The organism is Cellulomonas gelida, assembly GCF_006538725.1.
GTDB classification, from domain to species: Bacteria; Actinomycetota; Actinomycetes; order Actinomycetales; family Cellulomonadaceae; genus Cellulomonas; species Cellulomonas gelida.
The window spans coordinates 127,038-147,045 of the sequence record NZ_BJLQ01000002.1 but is presented as its reverse complement, the minus strand read 5'-3'; the positions used below and the strand labels follow the sequence as shown (position 1 = coordinate 147,045).

General features: G+C 74.3%; 14 protein-coding genes. 8 read left to right on the top strand and 6 right to left on the bottom strand.

Going from position 1 to position 20,008, the window contains the following annotated elements; all coding sequences use genetic code 11:
* Positions 1 to 20 precede the first annotated feature (20 nt).
* Positions 21 to 2,786, top strand: coding sequence for an Ig-like domain-containing protein (locus CGE01nite_RS00970; protein ID WP_141368432.1), 2,766 nt, complete (start codon positions 21 to 23; stop codon positions 2,784 to 2,786).
* Between the two features lie 63 nt (positions 2,787 to 2,849).
* On the opposite strand, the gene CGE01nite_RS00965 is transcribed toward CGE01nite_RS00970, so the two are convergent.
* A complete protein-coding gene (locus CGE01nite_RS00965; protein WP_141368430.1) occupies positions 2,850 to 3,821 on the bottom strand; it encodes an aldo/keto reductase in 972 nt (323 codons plus the stop codon).
* 94 nt (positions 3,822 to 3,915) lie between these two features.
* Between CGE01nite_RS00965 and CGE01nite_RS00960 the strand changes: the two genes are divergently transcribed.
* On the top strand, positions 3,916 to 4,800 hold the full coding sequence (locus CGE01nite_RS00960; RefSeq protein ID WP_170210851.1) for an undecaprenyl-diphosphate phosphatase: 885 nt from the start codon (positions 3,916 to 3,918) through the stop codon (positions 4,798 to 4,800).
* A 10-nt stretch (positions 4,801 to 4,810) separates the two neighbouring features.
* Here CGE01nite_RS00960 and CGE01nite_RS00955 read toward each other — a convergent pair whose 3' ends face one another.
* On the bottom strand, positions 4,811 to 5,995 hold the full coding sequence (locus CGE01nite_RS00955) for a magnesium and cobalt transport protein CorA (protein WP_229747532.1): 1,185 nt from the start codon (positions 5,993 to 5,995) through the stop codon (positions 4,811 to 4,813).
* Positions 5,996 to 6,065: 70 nt separating this feature from the next.
* On the opposite strand from CGE01nite_RS00955, the gene mshC reads away from it, so the two are divergent.
* Entirely contained in the window at positions 6,066 to 7,325 is a 1,260-nt protein-coding gene (mshC, locus tag CGE01nite_RS00950; protein ID WP_141368426.1) for a cysteine--1-D-myo-inosityl 2-amino-2-deoxy-alpha-D-glucopyranoside ligase, read from the top strand.
* 45 nt (positions 7,326 to 7,370) lie between these two features.
* On the opposite strand, the gene CGE01nite_RS00945 is transcribed toward mshC, so the two are convergent.
* Together CGE01nite_RS00945 and CGE01nite_RS00940 are read right to left on the bottom strand one after the other, a co-directional pair.
* Complete coding sequence (locus CGE01nite_RS00945) at positions 7,371 to 8,228, bottom strand: PAC2 family protein (protein WP_141368424.1); 858 nt, start codon at positions 8,226 to 8,228, stop codon at positions 7,371 to 7,373.
* A 163-nt stretch (positions 8,229 to 8,391) separates the two neighbouring features.
* Positions 8,392 to 8,682: a hypothetical protein gene (locus CGE01nite_RS00940; protein ID WP_141368422.1), complete on the bottom strand. Its 291-nt coding sequence runs from the start codon at positions 8,680 to 8,682 to the stop codon at positions 8,392 to 8,394.
* Between the two features lie 163 nt (positions 8,683 to 8,845).
* Between CGE01nite_RS00940 and CGE01nite_RS00935 the strand changes: the two genes are divergently transcribed.
* Positions 8,846 to 9,571, top strand: a complete 726-nt coding sequence (locus CGE01nite_RS00935) for an HAD family hydrolase (RefSeq protein ID WP_229747531.1) — start codon at positions 8,846 to 8,848, stop codon at positions 9,569 to 9,571.
* Between the two features lie 16 nt (positions 9,572 to 9,587).
* Here the strand turns inward: CGE01nite_RS00935 and CGE01nite_RS00930 are convergent, their stop codons facing one another.
* Positions 9,588 to 10,409 (bottom strand): RecB family exonuclease, encoded by an 822-nt coding sequence (locus tag CGE01nite_RS00930; RefSeq protein ID WP_229747547.1) that lies wholly within the window; start codon positions 10,407 to 10,409, stop codon positions 9,588 to 9,590.
* Positions 10,410 to 10,610: 201 nt separating this feature from the next.
* Here CGE01nite_RS00930 and CGE01nite_RS00925 point away from each other — a divergent pair, with 201 nt between their 5' ends.
* The 4 genes from CGE01nite_RS00925 to dop all read left to right on the top strand — a co-directional run bounded on the left by CGE01nite_RS00925 (position 10,611) and on the right by dop (position 16,290).
* Positions 10,611 to 11,747: a site-2 protease family protein gene (locus tag CGE01nite_RS00925; protein WP_048343958.1), complete on the top strand. Its 1,137-nt coding sequence runs from the start codon at positions 10,611 to 10,613 to the stop codon at positions 11,745 to 11,747.
* Positions 11,748 to 11,793: 46 nt separating this feature from the next.
* Positions 11,794 to 12,816: a tRNA (adenine-N1)-methyltransferase gene (locus CGE01nite_RS00920; protein WP_141368418.1), complete on the top strand. Its 1,023-nt coding sequence runs from the start codon at positions 11,794 to 11,796 to the stop codon at positions 12,814 to 12,816.
* Between the two features lie 136 nt (positions 12,817 to 12,952).
* A complete protein-coding gene (arc, locus tag CGE01nite_RS00915) occupies positions 12,953 to 14,587 on the top strand; it encodes a proteasome ATPase (protein WP_048343956.1) in 1,635 nt (544 codons plus the stop codon).
* Positions 14,588 to 14,682: 95 nt separating this feature from the next.
* Positions 14,683 to 16,290, top strand: a complete 1,608-nt coding sequence (gene dop / locus CGE01nite_RS00910; protein ID WP_141368416.1) for a depupylase/deamidase Dop — start codon at positions 14,683 to 14,685, stop codon at positions 16,288 to 16,290.
* A 6-nt stretch (positions 16,291 to 16,296) separates the two neighbouring features.
* On the opposite strand, the gene CGE01nite_RS00905 is transcribed toward dop, so the two are convergent.
* Entirely contained in the window at positions 16,297 to 20,007 is a 3,711-nt protein-coding gene (locus tag CGE01nite_RS00905; RefSeq protein WP_141368414.1) for a zinc ribbon domain-containing protein, read from the bottom strand.
* Position 20,008 lies beyond the last annotated feature (1 nt).

The following is a 20,008-nucleotide window of genomic DNA, read 5'->3' as shown; positions in this document are numbered from 1 at the left end:
GGAGAAAGAGACGACTCCCCATGTCCAGCTCCTCCTTGCGACGCAGCATCGCCGGGATCGTGGTCGCCGCACTGGCGACCGCGCCCGCGGTCGCTCTCGCCCCCGGCGCGAGCGCCGCGGCCACCGCTGCGGCGCCCGCCATCGCTTCCAGCGTCGACTTCGACTACTTCGCCGACGTCTTCCCGGCGCTCGCTCCTGCGCGTGGCCAGCACGTCTTCGAGTCCATCTCGATCGAGCGCCTGAAGTACCTGCTGCGCTTCAAGTCCGGCCGCTACGCGGTGCTCATCGGTGACCCGAAGGACGCCAGCACGCAGGCCGAGATCGCGCACATCAACGCCGCGGCGACGAGCATCGGCGTGCCGAAGATCTACGTCTTCAACCCGCGCATCGACGGCGACGCGCTCAACATCTTCGACTGGGACGAGCTCGCGACCCGGCTGACCGGTGCCGGCCTGACGTACTGGCAGAACGAGGGCGCGACCGCCACCACGGGTGGCCCGCTGATCGACCTCATCAACGGCACCGACCCGACCCCGGAGTTCGTCCGGACGGACGGCAAGGTCACGGGTCCCTACCTGGTGGTGCTCGACAAGGACCGCCGGGACGGCAGCGGCAACGACGACCGGGTGGTCGCCTCGCTCGCGGACACCAAGACCGCTGCGGACCTCGACACGCCCGCCGAGCAGCTCGCGTACGAGGACGCCGTCAAGGAGACGCTGCTCGCCGCGGGCGGGACGGCCGGTCACCCCGACCTCAGCGTGAGCACGCAGTTCGAGTTCTACAAGGACGAGACGAACCGCCGCCACAGCGCGACGTACACGGACGCCACCAAGTACGGCGGTGAGATCCTGAGCGACGCCGACGCCACCGACGGCTGGCGCGTCCAGCAGCTCACGTACCCCGAGACGATCCACCTGCTGAGCGACCCGCGGTACGCGGACAGCGACGTCCCGCTGCTGTTCGGCGGCACGTGGTGCCACAACACGCGTGCGGTGATCAAGGACCTCAACGCCGACGCGCAGGCCAGCGGCGTCAAGACCATCTACAACCTGGACTTCTCGCTCTTCTCGGTGAGCAACTCGGGCTCGGCGTACGACCACATCCGCACGAGCGGGGTGCCGGCGGTCACCGACGGCAAGACCCTCGCCCCGGGGTACCTCTACGGCGACCTGTTCTCCACGTACCTGCACAACGCGTCCGCGGAGTACGCGGCTGCGGGCGAGCCCGGCGCGAGCCCGAACTGGTACTACCCGGGTGGCGACACCGGCACGACGATCCAGTCGGCCCGCCGCCTGCAGGTGCCCGCGCTGCTCGTCCGTCACGGGAACCACCAGGACGCGCTCGGCAAGCCGGCCCCGGTCGTCGACCAGGCCATCCGCGTCAACGACAACGGCACGTACACCGAGTACATGACCGAGTACTGGTACGTCGCGGGACGCAGCCTGCCCAACACGCCGGAGACCACGCTCAACGGCACCCTCGCGGCCGGCGGCGACCGGCTGGCGAACGCGCGGGACTTCGCCTCCGAGGCCGTCGCCGCGTACGCGGACGTCCTCGGCTCGCTCGGCTCGACCCGCTACACGAGCAGCACGAGCGTGACGGTCGACGGCGTCGCCTCCACCGACCTGGTGCCCGGGACGACCCCCACGCTGGGCGTCCAGGTCAGCGCGGCCGGCTACGCGCCGTTCGTGACGAACAACACGAGCGGCGCCAACGTCGCGCCCAGCACCGGCACGGGGCGGCCCGCGGGCTCGGTCGTCGTGCTCGACCAGGCCGGTGAGCCGGTCGGTGCGCCCGTCGCGCTCAAGCGCGACGGCTCTGCCTCGGTCACCCTTCCGACGATCGCGTCGGACCAGATCGGCGACGTGTGGACGGTCCGCTACCTCGGCCGGGGCTACTCGATCGCGGGTTCGAGCACCGAGCTGCGGATCGGCAAGCCCTCGGCCGTCAGCCTGACCGGGGCGGCCTCGACGCGGTACGGCACGGCCGTGACGTACACCGCGACGGTGACCGACGGCGCGACAGGCACGGTCTCGCTGGAGGGCCTTCCGGGCGGCGTGATCGGCGCACCGGTCGTCGCCGGCACGGCGACGCTGACCGTCCCCGCCTCGCTGGCCTCCGGCGCGTACACGGTGCGAGCGACCTACAGCGGCGACAGCGTGTACGCGTCGTCGGTCTCGGCGCCGCGCGCCCTGACGGTCACGAAGCTGACGGCCAAGGCCTCGATCACGGCGGTGACGAGCAGCGCGTACGGCAAGGCCGTCAAGGTCACGGTCAAGGTCACCGACTCCGCGGGGAAGTCCGCCGCCGGCAAGGTCACGCTCGCCGGCGCGGGGTCGACGCGGTCCGCGACGCTCTCGTCCGGCCAGGTGGTCTTCACGTTGCCGGCCTCGCTCGCGGTGCGGTCGTACTCGCTCAAGGCGACCTACGCGGGCAGCGCCAACGTGGCCGGAGCGACGGCGACCCGCACCCTGACGATCACGAAGGGCAAGGTCTCCCGGGTCGCCGCGAAGGTGACGACGAAGCCGACCTCGAAGGCCAAGGGCAAGGCGACCGTGACGGTCACGACCCCCGCAGGTCTCGTCCAGGCGACCGGCAAGGTCACCCTCACGGTCTCGAAGGGCGGCCGCTCGACGAGCACGACCGCGACTCTCGTCGGGGGCAAGGCCACGCTCACGCTGCCGAAGCTGGCGAAGGGCACGTGGAAGCTCTCGGTGAAGTACCTCGGCTCGACCACGTACGCCGCGGCCAGCGGCGCCACGGCGAGCCTGGTGGTCACGAAGTAGCAGCGAACCCGCGTCGCCGGTGGTGCTCGTCCCCGCGGGGCGGGCGCCACCGGCGTCGTCGGGCTAGAAGCGCTCGGGGTAGCCGAGCGCGGGTGCCGAGACGTCGTCGAGCGCCTGCACGAGCTCGTCGGGCAGCTCGAGGTCGAGCGACGCGAGCGCGCCGCGGAGCTGGCTCGCCGTGCGCGCGCCGACGATCGTGCTGGCCACCACCTCACGTCGGGCGAGCCACGCCAGCGCGACCTCGAGCGGCTGACGCTGCAGGCCGCCCGCCGCCATGACGACGGCGTCGACGACCGCGGAAGCGGATGCGGTGAGGTACGGCTGGACGAAGCCGGCCAGGTGCGGCGAGGCCGCGCGCGAGTCGGCGGGCACCGTGCGCCGGTACTTGCCGGTGAGCACGCCGCGGCCGAGTGGAGACCAGGCCAGCACGCCCGCGCCGACGGCGCGCGCCGCAGGCACGACCTCGCGCTCGATCCCGCGCTGCAGCAGCGAGTACTCCATCTCGACGGCGGTCAGGCCCACGCGGTCACGCACGTCGTCGAGCAGGCCGGCCAGCAGCGCGACCTGCCAGCCGGCGTGGTTCGCGACGCCCACGTACCGGGCACGCCCGGACACGACCGCCTGCCGCAGTGCCGAGGCGGTCTCCTCGAGCGGCGTGCGGGGGTCGGGGGACTGCACGAGGAACAGGTCGACGTGGTCGGTGCCGAGGCGGGCGAGCGACGCGTCCAACGACGCGAGCAGACCGCCGCGCGACGCGTCCACGACCGGGCCCGCCGCGGTCCTGCGCACACCCGCCTTGGTGCACAGCACCAGCTCGTCGCGGCCGACCACCGTCCCGACGAGCGAACCGAGCAGCTCCTCCGCACCCCCCTCGGCGTAGGACGCGGACGTGTCGACCAGCGAGCCGCCCGCGGCGACGAGCTCGCGCAGCTGCTCGGCGGCCTCGTGCTCGTCGGTGTCGCGGCTCCAGGTCATGGTGCCCAGCCCGATGCGCGAGACGCGCAGGCCCGTGCGGCCGACGTGACGATGCTCCATGGGGCGTCACCCTAGTAGGACGACCCAGCAGGTCGGCCTCGCGTCGAGGCGGTTCCGCGAGCTCGGCGGGATATCGTGACCGCCCGTGGCAGACATCAGCGGGTTCGACGCGATCATCCTCGGCCTGGTGCAGGGACTTACCGAGTTCCTGCCCGTCTCGTCGAGCGCCCACCTGCGCATCGTGGGCGACCTGCTCGGGGGAGACCCGGGGGCCGCGTTCACCGCGATCACGCAGCTGGGCACGGAGACCGCGGTGCTGCTGTACTTCCGGCGCGACCTCGCGCGCATCCTCACGGCGTGGTGGCAGGCGCTCCGGGGGCGGTACGGCACCGACCTGCGCTCGCGCCTCGGCGCACCCGTGGGTCAGCGTGCGGACCACGACGCGCTCATGGCGTGGTTCATCGCGCTCGGCACGGTCCCGATCGTGGTGCTCGGAGTCCTGCTCCAGGACGAGATCGAGAAGACGTTCCGCAATCTGTGGCTCGTCGTCGTGACGCTGGCGGGCTTCGCCCTGGTGCTCGGCTGGGCGGACAAGATCAGCCGGCGCTCCAAGCCTCTCGAGCAGCTCAGCCCGCGGGACGCCGTGCAGTTCGGGTTCTGGCAGGCGCTCGCGCTCATCCCCGGCGTGTCCCGCTCGGGCGGCACCATCACGGGCGGTCTGCTCATGGGCTACACCCGCGAGGCCGCGGCGCGGTACTCGTTCCTGCTCGCGATCCCCGCGGTCTTCGGCTCCGGCCTGTTCCAGCTCGTCAAGTCCGTCGACGACTTCGGCAAGGCCGGCACGCCCGGCTTCGGTGTCACGATGCTCGCCACGGTGGTCGCGTTCTTCGTCGGCTACCTCGTGATCATCGCGTTCCTGAAGATCGTCTCGACGTTCAGCTACAAGCCTTTCGTCTGGTACCGGCTGGGGCTCGCGGCGCTCGTCGTCGTCCTGCTCCTGACGGGAGCGGTTGACGCGACCCCCGCGGTGACCTCCTGACCCCCGCCGTTCACAGCCAGCCGGAACGGCGGAACGCGCGGAACAGCAGCGTGCACGCGCCTGCCATCACGACGAGCACCAGGGGATAGCCGAAGCGCCAGCCCAGCTCCGGCATGTGCTGGAAGTTCATGCCGTAGATCCCGGCGATCAGGGTCGGCACGGTGATCATGGCCGCCCACGCCGAGATCTTGCGCATGTCCTCGTTCTGCCGGACGGACACGTTGCTCAGGTAGACCGAGAGCATCGCGTCGAGCAGCTCGTCGTGCGAGTCGAGGTGCGCGTCGATCCGGTCCGAGCGCTCCCGCACGCGCCGCAGCCACACCGCCGTGGTGGCGTCGGCACGTCGGTGCAGCAGGCCCGGGCCGTGCACGTCCTGGGTCTCGGCCTCCAGCTCCGGCAGCGCGCTCGTCATCGGGCCGAGCGCACGGCGCGCCTCGGCGATCTCCCGCTTCAGCCGGTAGATCGCGCCCAGCGCGTCCTGGCCGGGGACCCCGTTGCCGGTCTGCTTCGTGCCGGTCGCCCTGTCGCCCGATGCGCGCTCGCCGGTGGGACCAGGCCCGGGCTCGACGACGAGCTGCTCGAGCTCGGCGACCGCGTCGCCGAGGCCGGCCTCGACGTCGGAGGCCCGGTTGACCAGGGTCAGCAGGATCGCGGCCAGGACCTGCCGGACCCCGGTGTCCGGCACGGGAAGGCCGTCGCACAGCTTCTCGGCTGCGCGCTGCAGGACGCCGGCGTCGCCGCGCTCGCACGTGAGGATGAGGCGGTCCGTGACGAGGCACGTCAACACACCCGTGACCACGTCCCGCGTCGACTCCACGTACGACGCCGTGGGCACCGAGAGCAGGATCTCGCCGTCGTTCGACCGGTTCACGCGGCCCCGCAGGTGCCGCCACGAGTCGTCGTGAGACTCCGGCGACAGCGGGTGGGCGTCGAGCATCCGCAGCGCCTGGGCGCTCACGCCGTACGCCTGCGCGAGGTCGCGCAACGCCTCACCGTGGCCGACGACGACCCAGACCGCGCCCGTGGCAGGCACGGCGTCGACGGCGTGCCACCCCTCGTCGTGCTCCGTGTAGACGGTGTCGCTGTGCCCGCTGCTCCCCGGCACCCCGCCGTGGGGCCCGGTGCCGGCGTGGCCGGTGTCGGTAGGGCCGGTGTCGGTGTGGCTGGGTTCGTTGCCTGCGTGCTCGTCGCTCACGGCCCGATTGTGACGCTCGTACCGCGAGCGCGCTGCACGGCGGGCCGCGCCGCGCCGTTAGGCTGCGCTGGTGCTCACCTGGCCGGCCCCCGCGATCCCCGAGCTCCCCGGCCGTGGCGGCCCCGTCCGCGTGCGTGACTCGTCCACCGGAGAGCTCGTCGTCGCGGCACCCGGCGACGACGCGTCCCTGTACGTCTGCGGCATCACGCCCTACGACGCGACGCACATCGGGCACGCCGCGACCTACGTCGCGTTCGACGTGCTCGGGCGCGCCTGGCGCGACGAGGGCAAGCGCGTGCACTACGCGTCCAACGTGACCGACGTCGACGACCCGCTGCTCGAGCGCGCGACCGCGACGGGCGTCGACTGGCGTGAGCTCGCCGCGCAGCAGATCGCGCTCTACAGCGAGGACATGACGGCGCTCGGCGTCATCCCGCCGGACGCGTGGGCCGGCGTCGTCGAGTCGATCACGCCGATCGTCGCGGCAGTCGAGAAGCTGGTCGCGGACGGCGCCGCCTACCGCGTGCCCGTGCCGGACGGGCCCGGCGAGGACGTGTACGCCGACCTGTCGCGCGACAGCGCGTTCGGTGCGGTCGCCCACCTCGACCCCGCGACGATGCTCGCGCTGTTCACCGAGCGCGGCGGGGACCCCGACCGGCCCGGCAAGCGCTCGCTCCTGGACCCGCTGCTGTGGCGCGCCGAGCGCCCCGGCGAGCCGTCGTGGGACGGCGGGTCACTCGGCCGCGGCCGTCCCGGGTGGCACATCGAGTGCGCCGTGATCGCGGGCGAGGCCCTCGGCGGCTCGTTCGACGTGGAGGCCGGCGGCTCGGACCTGCTGTTCCCGCACCACGAGATGAGCACGTCCCACCTGCGCGTGCTCAGCGGTGGCACGGGCGGGCGGATCCACGTGCACGCCGGGATGGTCGCGCTCGGCGGCGAGAAGATGAGCAAGTCGCTGGGCAACCTGGTGCTCGTCTCACGCCTGCGCGCGCAGGGCGTGGACCCGATGGCCATCCGGCTGGCGATCATGGCCCACCGGTACCGCGACGACTGGGAGTGGACCGATGCGGTGCTCGCCCGTGGCGTCGAGCGCGTCGAGACGTGGCGCCGGGCGATGTCGGGCAACGGCGGCGCCGACGCGGCTCCGGTGCTCGCGGCCGTGCGCGCGGCTGTCGCGGACGACCTCGACACGCCGACCGCGCTGGCCGTCGTCGACGACTGGGCGGCCCGGACCGTCGCGGAGTCGCAGCGCGGTGGCGCCGGCTTCGTCGAGGGCGCGCCCGGTGTCGTGGCGCGCACGGTCGACGCGCTCCTCGGCGTCCGGCTCTGAGCCTGCGCTGACCCCGGTCTCGGAGACGCCGGTCAGGGCTGCCGGTCAGGGGCTCCCGGTGCCCTTGTCCCGTCGACGCAGGTAGCGCTCGAACTCCTGCGCGATCGCCTCGCCCGACGCCTCGGGCAGGTCGGCCGTGTCCTTGGCCTCCTCGAGCTGCCGGACGTACTCGCCGATCTCGCCGTCCTCGCCCGCGAGCTCGTCGACGCCCTGCTGCCACGCCGCTGCCTCGTCGGGCAGGTCGCCCACCGGGATCGCCTCGCCCAGGATCTCCTCCAGGCGGTGCAGGAGCGCGAGCGTCGCCTTGGGCGACGGCGGGTGCGCGACGTAGTGCGGCACGGCCGCCCACAGCGACATCGCCGCGAGCCCGCGCGCGCCGGCCTCGTGCTGCAGCACCCCGACGATCCCGGTCGGGCCCTCGTACGAGCTCGGCTCGATGCCGAGCGCCCGGCGCAGCGCGGGGTCCTCGGACGTCGCCGTGATCGGGATCGCACGGCTGTGCGGTACGTCGGCGAGCAGCGCGCCCACGGTCACCACCGTCTCGACCTCGAGCGTCGCGGCGATGTCCAGCAGCTCGTGGCTGTACCGGCGCCACCGCATCGACGGCTCGATGCCGTGCACCAGCACGACGCGCCGCCCGGAACGCGGGGCGACCGCAACCGCGACCGCCGTCGTCGGCCACGTGATCTCGCGCTCGCCGTCCGCGCCCACGCTCACGTGCGGGCGGTTGACCTGGAAGTCGTGGTACTCCTCCGGGTCGAGCTCGTCGACGTGCTCGGCGCCCCACACGTCGTGCAGGTGCTCGAGCGCGTGCGTGGCGGCGGCGCCTGCATCGTTCCAACCCTCGAAGGCGGCGAGGAGGATCGTGCGGCCGGCGGGCAGCTCCGAAGTGGGTCCAGTCACACGTCCAGGGTAGGACGCGCCCGCGTCGACGGGCGTGGGAGAGGGCCCAGCGTCACCCTGTGGCGCTGCTCACCTGCGGAGACGCCCTCCGGTGCCCGGGCCGGGGTGGCCCGCTGGCGGTGGCGGCGAGGAGGGGCTGCACGAGTCTCGACCCCGGGCGGGATCAGTGGCGCCGCCCGCCCGCGATCACGGGCCCCGAGAACATCGCGATCCCCAGCACGAACCCGAAGTCGTACCAGTTGCCGTTGTTGTCGACCTCGTAGATCGACACCGTGTCGGTGAACAGCGACACGACGAACGTGACGGGCAGGATCACGCCGTGCCACAGCCCCGCCCAGAAGTTCGCGCCGCCCGCGCTCTGCTCGGTGTTCACCCCCGCAGCGCACGCGCCCAGCAGCAGGAGCATCCCTACCACGACGACCAGCCCGGTCACCCCACGACGTGCAGCGGACATTGCCCCACCCTCAGCCTCGGTGCCACCAGTCAACCGCGCGCCCGGCTCGCCGTCGAGGGCGATCGTCGTTCTCGTGCGATCGACGGCAGCGGATAGGGTCGGCATCAGACGCGAACCCCACGGTGCGCCCGACACGCGCCGGCCCCCGGACACCGGAGACGAGTTGGCCACGCCACGCACGACCCCACCTGCCGGCTCGACCCAGATCGTCGCTGAGAGCCCCCTCCCGGCCGCCGTGCTGTGGGACATGGACGGCACCCTCATCGACACCGAGCCGTTGTGGATGGCTGCGGAGATCGAGCTCACGTCCCGGTTCGGGGTCCCGTGGACCGCGCAGGACGCCACCGAGCTCGTGGGCTCGGCGATGGTGCACTCGGCGGGCGTGCTGCAGGCGCGGGGCGTCGACCTGCCGGTCGCGACGATCGTCGACGAGCTGACCGCGTCGGTCGCGCGCGGCGTCACGCGTCGTGTGCCGTGGCAGCCCGGTGCGCGGGACGCGCTGCGGGCATTGAGGGCCGCCCGGGTGCCGCTCGCGCTCGTGACCTCGTCGTACCGCCCGCTCGCGGACCCGTTCGCCGTCGCCGCGGGCGTGTTCGACGTGGTCGTCGCCGGGGACGACGTCACGCGCGCCAAGCCCGACCCCGAGCCCTACCAGCTCGCGGCCCGCGCGCTCGGCGTCCCGGTGGAGCAGTGCGTCGCCGTCGAGGACTCGCGCTCGGGGATCGCCTCGGCACTCGCCTCAGGCGCGCGCACGCTCGCGGTCGAGGGTGTCCAGCACGTCGCGGACCGACCGGGCCTCAGCCGCATCCGGTCGCTGCGCGACCTCACGCTCGACGTGCTGCGCGACCTCGCGGCGGGCGTCGTGCTCGAGGTCCCGCCGACCCGCTGACCTCCGGAGGTTCGCGTCAGGCGCCGGTCGCCGTGCCGGGACGCACGCCCGTCGCGCGCTCGACAGCGTCCGGGTCGGCGATCGGGGGAGTGCCGCCGTACTCCGGGCAGTGCTCGCGGAACGAGCACCAGTCGCACAGCTTCGAGCGGCGCGTCCGCCAGTCACCGGCGCGGGCGGCGTCCTGGATGCCGGTCCAGATCGAGCGGATCCGGGCCTCGAAGGTCTCCATCTCCGGCTCGGTCGGCTCGTGCTGGAGCAGCGTGCCGTCGCCGAGGTACTCGAGCTGCAGCCGCTTGGGCAGGACGCCGCGCGTGCGCCACAGCACGTACGCGTAGAAGCGCATCTGGAACAGCGCGGTGCTCTCGTAGCCGGCGCGCGGCGAGCGTCCGGTCTTGTAGTCGACCACGCGGATCCAGCCGTTGGGCGCGATGTCGACACGGTCGACGATGCCGCGCAGCTGCGGGCCGTCCTCGAGCTCGGTGACCACGTAGAGCTCGCGCTCGGCGGGTTCGAGACGGGTCGGGTCCTCGAGCGTGAAGTAGGTCGCGAGCAGTGAGCGCGCCGATCCGAGCCAGTCGGTGAGCGCACCGTCGTCGGCGAACAGCTCGGTGACGCGCGGGTCCTCCTCGCGCAGCACCGCCCACTGCTCGGGCAGCAGCGCGTGCGCGGCCTCGAGCGTGCGCTCGACGGCCGGGAGGCCGAACAGGTGCTCGAGGACGGCGTGCACGAGCGTGCCCCGCGCGGCCGCGCTGCTCGGGGGCTCGGGGAGCCGGTCGATCGTGCGGAAGCGGAACAGCAGCGGGCACTGCAGGAAGTCGCCCGCGCGCGACGGCGACAGCCCTGGACGGGTGGCCGGACGATCGTCCCGGCCCGCGGCGGGCGCAGTGGCGTCGAGGGTGGCGTCGAGTGTGGCGTCGACGGGAGCGTCGACGAGAGGGGCGGGGGCGGACGTCACGCGGCCGAGCCTATGCGCGCGCACCCACAGGCCCGGGCACGCCGCCGGGCGGGTCGTCATGGCCGCGCCGCCTAGGCTGGCGGCGTGAGCACCCCCGCGCCCCCTCGTCGGACGTCCTCGGGCTGGGTCGTCGGCCACGTCGCCGGAGCACCCGTGATCCTCGCGCCGAGCTGGCTGGTCGCGGTCGCGGTGCTCACGGCACTGTCGGTGCCCGCCGCACGTGCGCTCACAGGCCTCGAGGGGTCGGCGGTCTGGGTCGTCGCGCTCGCTTTCGTCGTGCTGCTGTTCGCCTCGGTCTTCCTGCACGAGGTCGCGCACGGCCTCGTGGCGCGGGCGCGGGGCCAGCAGCCGCACGAGTTCGTCCTGACGCTGTGGGGCGGGCACACCGCGTTCGGCGGGGCCGCGCCGACGCCCGCGACCAACGCGATCGTCGCGATCGTCGGGCCCGCGGTGAACCTGCTGCTCGGTGCGCTGTTCTGGGGCGCGCTCGCGCTCGACGTCGTGCCGCGCGGCACGGTGCTGTGGGCGCTGCTGTGGTCCGGCGCGGTCACCAACGGGTTCGTCGGTGTGTTCAACCTGCTGCCCGGCCTCCCGCTCGACGGCGGACGCGTGCTCGAGGCGGCCGTCTGGGCGGCCACCAAGAGCCGGTACACGGGCACGGTCGCCGCGGGCTGGGTCGGCCGCGTCGTGGCCGCGGGCGTGGTCGTCTGGGCGCTGCTGGGGCCGCTGAGCGGCGGGGCGTCGTCGGTCGTCGACGTCATGTGGGCCGTGCTCATCGGCGTGTTCCTGTGGTCGGGCGCGTCGGCGGCCATCCGCTCCGCGCGATCGCAGCGCAACGTCGAGGGCGTGACGCTCGACTCGGTCGGGCACCGTGCGGTGACCGTGGGGCACGGTGACTCGCTCGCGCACGCAGGTGCCGTCGCTGCCGCGGCGGGGGTGCAGGACGTCGTGCTGCTGTCGCCCGACGGGCGCCCCGCCGCGTACGTGGACCGTGCCGCGGCGGCGAGCGTGCCCGCCCAGGTCGCCGGCTCGACGCCCGTGACCGCCGTGAGCGTGCCGCTGCCCGTCGGCGCGACCGTCGACGGCACGCTCGTCGGCCACGCGCTGCTGAACGACCTCGCCCGCGCGACGAGGCTCTCGCCCGTCGTCGTCGCGCTCGTCGACGGCCGCGTCGCAGGCCTCGTCCGCGCCTCCGACGTGATCGCCGCCATCCGCGCCTGACGTCCGCGGCGTGCTCGGGCACCCCCGGCACCTAGACTCGACCGCCGTGACGACCACCCCCGGACCCCACCCGACCGCCACCGGTGCCGACCAGCGCCGCGGCCCCTTCCGCGTGGGCGACCGCGTGCAGCTGACCGACCCCCGCGGGCGGCTGCACACCGTCACGCTCGCGACCGGCGGCACGTTCCACACGCACCGCGGCTACTTCCGGCACGAGGAGCTGATCGGAGCGCCCGAGGGCACGGTCGTGGTGAGCAGCGGGAACGTCGAGTACCTCGCGCTGCGGCCCCTGCTCGCCGATCACGTGCTGTCCATGCCCCGCGGCGCGGCGGTGGTCTACCCCAAGGACGCCGGGCAGATCGTGACGATGGCCGACATCTACCCCGGCGCCGTGGTCGTCGAGGCGGGCGTCGGCTCAGGAGCGCTGACCATGTCGCTCCTGCGTGCGGTCGGCGACGCGGGCTCGCTGCACTCGATCGAGCGCCGCGAGGACTTCGCGGACATCGCGCGCGGCAACGTCGAGGGCTTCTTCGGCGGCCCGCACCCCGCCTGGCAGCTCTCGGTCGGCGACCTCGCCGACGTGCTGCCCACGGTCGCCGCACCGGGTTCGGTCGACCGCGTGGTGCTCGACATGCTCGCGCCCTGGGAGAACCTCGAGGTGGTCGCGGACGCGCTCGCGCCCGGCGGGGTCCTGATCTGCTACGTCGCGACGACGACGCAGCTGTCGCGCCTCGGCGAGGACGTGCGCAGCGACGGCCGGTACACCGAGCCGATGGCGTGGGAGTCGATGGTGCGCGGCTGGCACCTCGAGGGCCTGTCCGTGCGTCCTGAGCACCGCATGATCGGCCACACGGGCTTCCTGCTGACCACGCGCCGGCTCGCGGACGGCGTCGAGGCGCCGCTGCGCAAGCGCCGTCCCGCCAAGGGCGCCTACCCGGTCGCACCCGACGGCGCACCGGCCGAAGACGCCGACCTGTGGACGCCCGAGTCGCTCGGCGAGCGCGAGACCTCGCCGAAGAAGGTCCGTCGCGCTCAGCGCGACGCGCACCCCGAGCGCCCGACCCCCTGACGCCGGTGACAGTTGGGTCACGGCATGCGGACACCGCGGCATTCATCCTGCCCCTGGACCAGACTGGTGGTTAGGGTGGCGACCCCACGGTGACCCACCTGGCGAGCCGAGGACCGACGCGAAGGAGGCCGACGCGATGACCGAACCGGCACCGACGGGACGAGACCTGCAGCGCGAGCTCGCGCTCCTCGCAGCGAAGAACGAGCGACTGTCCGACGCGCTGCTCGCGGCGCGCGAGCAGATCATCGAGCTCAAGCGCCAGGTGGACGACCTCGCCAAGCCGCCGGGCACCTACGCGGTGTTCCTCGGTGCGCGCTCCGACGGTTCGGTGGACGTCATCTCGGCGGGCCGCAAGATGCACGTGGGCGCGAGCCCGGCGGTCGACCTGACGCGGCTGCGCCCCGGCCAGGAGGTCATGCTCAACGAGGCGCTCACGGTCGTCGAGGCCGGCGGGTACGAGAACGTCGGCGAGATCGTCACCGTCAAGGAGCTGCTCGGGCGTGGGCGCGCGCTCGTCGTGGGTCGCGGCGACGAGGAGCGCGTCGTGCGCTTCGCGGGGCAGGTGACGGACGCGGGCGTCCGCGTGGGCGACGCGCTGACGATCGACTCGCGCAGCGGCTTCGTGTTCGAGGTCATCCCGCGCGCCGAGGTCGAGGAGCTCGTGCTCGAAGAGGTCCCGGACATCGACTACGAGGACATCGGCGGGCTGGGTCCGCAGATCGAGGCCATCAAGGACGCGGTCGAGCTGCCGTTCCTGCACCCCGAGCTGTTCCGTGAGCACGGGCTGCGCCCGCCCAAGGGCGTGCTCCTGTACGGGCCTCCCGGGTGCGGCAAGACGCTCATCGCCAAGGCCGTCGCGCACTCGCTTGCCGCGACCGCGGCGCAGGCGCGTGGCGAGGAGGTGGCCGAGGCCAAGAGCTACTTCCTCAACGTCAAGGGGCCCGAGCTCCTCAACAAGTACGTCGGCGAGACCGAGCGGCACATCCGGCTGATCTTCGCCCGGGCTCGGGAGAAGGCGTCGCAGGGGCACCCGGTCGTCGTGTTCTTCGACGAGATGGAGTCGCTGTTCCGCACGCGCGGCACGGGCGTGTCGTCGGACGTCGAGACGACGATCGTGCCGCAGCTGCTCGCGGAGATCGACGGTGTCGAGCGCCTCGAGAACGTCATCGTGATCGGCGCCTCGAACCGTGAGGACATGATCGACCCCGCGATCCTGCGGCCCGGCCGGCTCGACGTGAAGATCAAGATCGAGCGGCCCGACGCCGAGGGCGCGCGGGAGATCTTCTCGAAGTACCTCACGGCGGACCTGCCGATCCACCCGGACGACCTGCAGGAGCACGACGGGTCCACGTCCGCGGCGGTCGAGGCGATGGTCGCGCGCGTCGTCGAGCGGATGTACAACGAGACCGACGAGAACCGGTTCCTCGAGGTGACCTACGCGTCGGGCGACAAGGAGGTCCTGTACTTCAAGGACTTCAACTCCGGCGCGATGATCCAGAACGTCGTGGACCGCGCGAAGAAGCAGGCGATCAAGGACCTGCTGGCCACGGGCCAGCGCGGGATCCGGGTCGAGCACCTCCTCACGGCGTGCGTCGACGAGTTCAAGGAGAACGAGGACCTGCCCAACACGACGAACCCCGACGACTGGGCGCGCATCTCCGGCAAGAAGGGGGAGCGCATCGTGTTCATCCGCACGATCGTCCAGGGCAAGAAGGGCACCGACGGGTCCCGCACCATCGAGACCGTCACGAGCACGGGTCAGTACCTCTAGCACCCTGGGGACCCCAGCATCCGCGGACGAGGGCGGGTGGGACCGCACAGCGGACCCGCCCGCCCTCGCGCGCACCCGGTCACTAGGGTGGCCGGGTGACTGTGCGCCGCGTGATGGGGATCGAGACCGAGTACGGCGTGCTCCAGCCGGGACGGCCCATGGCCAACCCCATGCTGCTGTCGAGCCACGTGGTGGCCGTGCACGCCGCCGCACGCGAGGGCGGCCGCACCAAGGCCCGCTGGGACTACGACGACGAGGACCCGCTGCAGGACGCGCGCGGCTTCCACCTGCAGCGCGCGTCAGCCCACCCGTCGCTGCTCACCGACGACCCGACACGCCCCGCGCCGTCCGGCGACGGCCCGCAGGAGCTCGAGCGGCCCGACGTCGAGGAGTACGAGGACCCGGGGGCGGCGAACGTCATCCTGAGCAACGGCGCGCGGCTGTACGTCGACCACGCGCACCCCGAGTACTCGTCGCCCGAGGTCACCAACCCGCGCGACGCCGTGGTGTGGGACCGCGCGGGGGAGCAGGTCATGCTCGCGTCCGTGCGAGCGCTCGCCTCGGTCCCGGCGCTCCCCGACGTCGCGCTCTACAAGAACAACGTCGACGGCAAGGGCGCCACGTACGGCACCCATGAGAACTACCTCGTCGAGCGGGCGGTCCCGTTCTCCGACCTCGCCGCGCGGCTCATCCCGTTCTTCGTCACGCGCCAGGTCTTCACCGGCGCCGGACGCGTCGGGCTGGGGCAGCGCGGTGAGCGCGCCGGGTTCCAGCTCTCGCAGCGCGCCGACTACGTCGAGGCCGAGATCGGCCTGGAGACGACGCTGCGCCGCCCGATCGTCAACACGCGCGACGAGCCGCACGCCGACCCGACGCGGTGGCGGCGGCTGCACGTGATCGTCGGGGACGCGACGATGCTCGAGGTCGCGACGTACCTGCGCCTGGGCACCGCCTCGCTCGTGCTGTGGCTCATCGAGCGAGCGGTGGCCGAGGGCGGGTCCGGCGGCGCGCTCGCGATCGTCGACCGGCTCGCACTGCGCGACCCGGTGTCGGCCGTGCACCACATCAGCCACGACACGACGCTCACCGCGACCGTCGAGCTCGTCGACGGGCGTCGGCTCACGGCGCTCGAGGTGCAGCGCGAGTACCTGACGGCGGTGCGCACGGCGCTCGCGCACGTCGGCGCCCCGCTGGACGCCCCGACGCAGGACGTGCTCGACCGGTGGGCGTCGCTGCTCGACCGGCTGGCGACGGACCCGGCCGACTGCGCGCGCGAGGTCGAGTGGCTCGCCAAGCTGCGGCTGCTCGACGGCATGCGCCGGCGTGAGGACCTGCCGTGGGACCACCCCCGGCTGGCTGCGGTGGACCTGCAGTGGTCCGACGTCCGGCCCGAGCGTGGCCTGTACCACCGGCTCGCCGCGGCGGGCGCGGTCGAGCTCCTCGTGACGCCGCAGGAGGTCGAGCGCGCGGTCGCGCACCCGCCGGTCGACACGCGCGCCTACTTCCGCGGCGAGGCCGTCGCGCGGTACGGCGACCAGGTCTCGGCAGCCTCGTGGGACTCCGTGGTGTTCGACGTGCCCGGGGCCTCGACGCTGCAGCGGGTGCCGATGCGTGACCCGCTGCGCGGCACCCAGGCGCACGTGGGCGCGCTCCTGGACGCGAGCCCCGACGCCGCGTCGCTGCTCGCGGCCCTGGGCGGCTGACGGTCCTCAGCGCATCCGCGAGACGAACCGCGTGGCCTCGCGGGCGTCCCGCAGCCGCTTCTCGTACGTCACGCCGACGACGGTCAGCACGGCGCCGCCGACGAAGAGCAGCGGCCACCAGCCGATGTTCGCCACGACCGACGTGGCGGCTGCGCCGAGCTGCAGGAGCACCTCGGCGGCGAGCACGACCGCACCGACGACGAACGGTGACTGCCACCGGCGCACGGCTCCGAGCAGCACGGCGGCCGTGCCGCCGATCAGCACGACGACCCAGCGCCAGGGGTCGGGGTCGACCTGCAGACCGACGAGTGCGGGCGCGAGCACCAGCAGGCCGGGCGTGCCGAGCGTCGGCCACGAGCCCGCGGTGGGAGTCCGCACGAGCCACGCGGTGCCGACGACCCCGGCCGCCGCCCCGGTGACGGCGAGCACGGCGTCCGGGGGCAGCGGACCGCCCGCGAGCGCTCCGGTGGCTCCGGCCAGCGCCAGCGCGGTGAGACCGGGCGCGGTGACGGCGAGAGCGCCGCGCCGCACGCCGACGAGCGCGAGCGCCGTCCCGGCGAGCCCGACCGCGACGAGTCGCAGCACGCCGGTGGCCGTGTCGTCGCCGAGCTGGGCGGCCGCCGTCGCGACCGTGGGCACCGCGGCAGCGAGCACCGTGCACCACGCGCCGACCAGGACGACCGGGCGTGGGCCGCCCGAGCGGCGTGCCGCAAGCGTGGCCAGCCCGAGGACGAGCGCCGCCGGGAGCGACCACGCCTCGACCGCCGTGGGCGGCTCGTCGAGCAGCGCGACGACCGCGCGCCGCAACGGCCCGGCAACGGCGAGCACGGCCGCGCACGCGGCGAGCACGCGCCCCGCCCCGGCAGTGGCCGGGCGGGTCGAGCCGGCCAGGCGCAGCGCTCCGAGCGCGAGCCCGACGACGGCCACCGTGAGCAGGACCGTGCGGTCGAGCACGAGCGCGGACCCGGCACTCCCGAGCACGGCCGGGTCGTCGACCAGCGAGGGAGGCAGCCCGACGAGCAGGACTCCCGCGGCGAGCAGCGGCAGTCCTGTCGACTGCAGCCCTGTCGACTGCAGCCCTGTCGACTGCAGTCCTGTCGACTGCAGTCCTGGTGGGGCCCCGCCCGGGGCCTCGCTCGTCGTGCGGGCGTCGCGTCGCACGCGGCGCACCCCGATCACGCCGAGCACGAGCCCGAGCGGCGCGGTGTAGGCCTCGGGCGTGCCCACGTCCCGCACGGCCAGTCCGCTCCACGACGCGAGCACGGCGAACCCGAGAGCCCACCACCCCACCGCCCGGCGGTCCGGCGCGAGCCCGACGACGCCCGCGGTCACCGCGGCGAGGGCGAGCTGCAGCGTGACGACGCCCGACGGTGCATCGACGAGCGCCGCCGCGAGCGCGACAGCCGCGACACCCGCGCCGCTGACCTCGAGAAGCTCCCGGAACCCGGGCATCGCGCGTGCGACGAGCACCGTCGCGCAGCCCAGCACCGCGGCACCCACGAGCACCGCCGACAGCGCCGGCTGCCCGGTCACCGCGCGGCTCGTCGCGAGCGCGAGCGCCAGCAGCGGCGCGACGACGGCAGCGGCCGGCTGGCGCACGCGCATGCCCACCCGGTGCCGGCCGAGTGCGGCGAGGCCCAGCGCCTGCGCCGCAGCAGCGAGCGGGAGCAGCGCGACCGCCGGCTGCGTCCCGGGCTCGGCGCCTGCCTCGACCAGCGTCACGAGCCACGTCACGGCCTGCACGCACGCCGCGACGGCGAGCGCCGTGAACCGCTCGGCACGCTCGCCCGCCCGGAGCAGGACGAGCACGACCACGCCCGTGCCGACGAGCGCCGCTGCCAGGCACGCAGCGTCTGCCGGTGAGGCGCCGACGATCCGCGCCGTCGTCGCGAGGGCGAAGGTCAGGGGCACGACGGCGAGGCCCGCCGCGGGCGCGCGCCAGCGGCCCCCACGCGCCACCACGAGCGTGACGAGCGTGGCGGTCACGAGAGCGGCCACGAGCGCGAGGGCCCAGGTGGTCGGCGCACCGGACGCGCCGCCGTCGAGCCCGGCGACGACCGCCGCCGCGGCAGCGGCGACCGCGAGCGCCCGGGTGTGCGTCCGCCACGGGGCGCGCAGCGGCGCGCCGACGGCGACGAGCGCCAGGGCGGTGAGCGCGAGGGTCGTGCTGGGCACGCTGCGCGCGAGGATCGCGACGCCCGCCAGCGTGCTCGCGCACGTCAGCGCGACCGCGACCTGACGCATGGAGGGCGCGAGCCGGAGGCCGAGCGCTGTGGCCAGCACGATGCTCGCGACGGTGGTCACCGCGGCGGGCCCGGCGGCGGCGCCGGGCGTCCCGTCCGGGACGAGCACCGCCAGGATGCCCTCGGCCGTGAAGACCGCGACCTCCGGCACCGCGAGGAACGCTGCCGTTCCCGCGGCGACGAGCGCAGCGGTCGTCGCCCGGCCGCCGCGCTCGCGCGGAACCGTGACGGGGCGGGCCGGGCTGGCGGCCAGGACGACCGCCGTGGCGAGCAGGACGGCCGCGGGGGCGGACCACGGCGCGAACGAGTCGGCGAGCGGCGGAACGGTGATCGCCGTGAGGAGCGCGGCGAGCAGCCCCGACGCGGCGGCCCAGACGCGAGCAGCGGGCCCGCGCGCGAGCAGTGACTGCGCGGCGAGGGCGGCGACGAGCACGGCACCGAGCACCGCGAGTGCGACGGTGTGCCGCGGCGCGGTCCGGGTGAGCTCGACCACCAGGACCAGGGCAGCCACCGTGGCCGCGGCCCCGGCGAACGCGGCGAGCACGCGCCGCTCGGCCACGCGGGTGCGCACCGCGGGCAGGTGCCGCAGCGTGGCCAGCCCGAGGGACAGCAGCAGCGCGGTGACCGTGAGCCAGGCGTGCTCGGCCGCGGCGGCCAGCGGGAGCGGTGCGGCCGGGACGAGCACGGCCGCGGCCGTCGAGCCGGCACGCAGCCCGGTGCGCAGCCCGTAGAGCGCGAGCAGCGCCCCGCACAGCAGCAGCCCCATGCCACCGACGAGCCATCCGGGTGCCGACGCGAACACCCCGGTCGCCCAGAGCGCCCACACGTCGAGCGTGAGCAGGGCGGACCCGAGCGCAGCGACCGCCTCGGCCGACTGGACGAGACCTCGTCGGCGCAGCAGGACCGCCAGCGCGAGCACCGCCGCGGTGCCGACGACGACGAGCCCGGCGCGCACGGGCAGCGTCAGCAGCTCCCACGTGAAGACCAGGAAGACCAGGCTGGCGAGGCCGAGCAGCGCGGCGCCGAGCGTGACGAGCACCGTCTGCACGCGCCACGGCGGGCGCACCGGCCGTGGCTCGACAGGACGCCACGGCCCGGGCACCTGAGGCCCGGCGGGGTGGGGCGCACCGGACACTCCGGACGCCGGGGGCGGGGGCACCGGCGCGCCCGGCAGTGCGGGCGCGGGCCGGGACAGGACGTCGGACGACGACGCGGGACGCGCCAGCGGGCCTGCCGACGCCGGCGGGCCGAACGCGGGCCGCTGGCCGGACCGCACGCTCGTGAGCACCTCGGCGTGGTGCGCGAGCGCCTCGGCGGCCGCACGCGACGCCTCCCACACGCGCGCCCCGGCATCCCCGGCGAGGTCGAGCCCGCAGCCCGGGCACCGCGGCGACGCGAGGCGCGTGCCGCACGCGGGGCAGCGGTGCGGGTCGAGCAGGAGCTGGCGTGCGTGCTCGAGCGGCGTCGGGACCATG

Bases quoted from the DNA above. Each gene is read 5' to 3' on its own strand.
- CGE01nite_RS00905 (WP_141368414.1), bottom strand. From the start codon at position 20,007: ATGGTCCCGACGCCGCTCGAGCACGCACGCCAGCTCCTGCTCGACCCG.
- arc (WP_048343956.1), top strand. From the start codon at position 12,953: ATGACCGAACCGGCACCGACGGGACGAGACCTGCAGCGCGAGCTCGCG.
- CGE01nite_RS00940 (WP_141368422.1), bottom strand. From the start codon at position 8,682: ATGTCCGCTGCACGTCGTGGGGTGACCGGGCTGGTCGTCGTGGTAGGG.
- CGE01nite_RS00970 (WP_141368432.1), top strand. From the start codon at position 21: ATGTCCAGCTCCTCCTTGCGACGCAGCATCGCCGGGATCGTGGTCGCC.
- CGE01nite_RS00965 (WP_141368430.1), bottom strand. From the start codon at position 3,821: ATGGAGCATCGTCACGTCGGCCGCACGGGCCTGCGCGTCTCGCGCATC.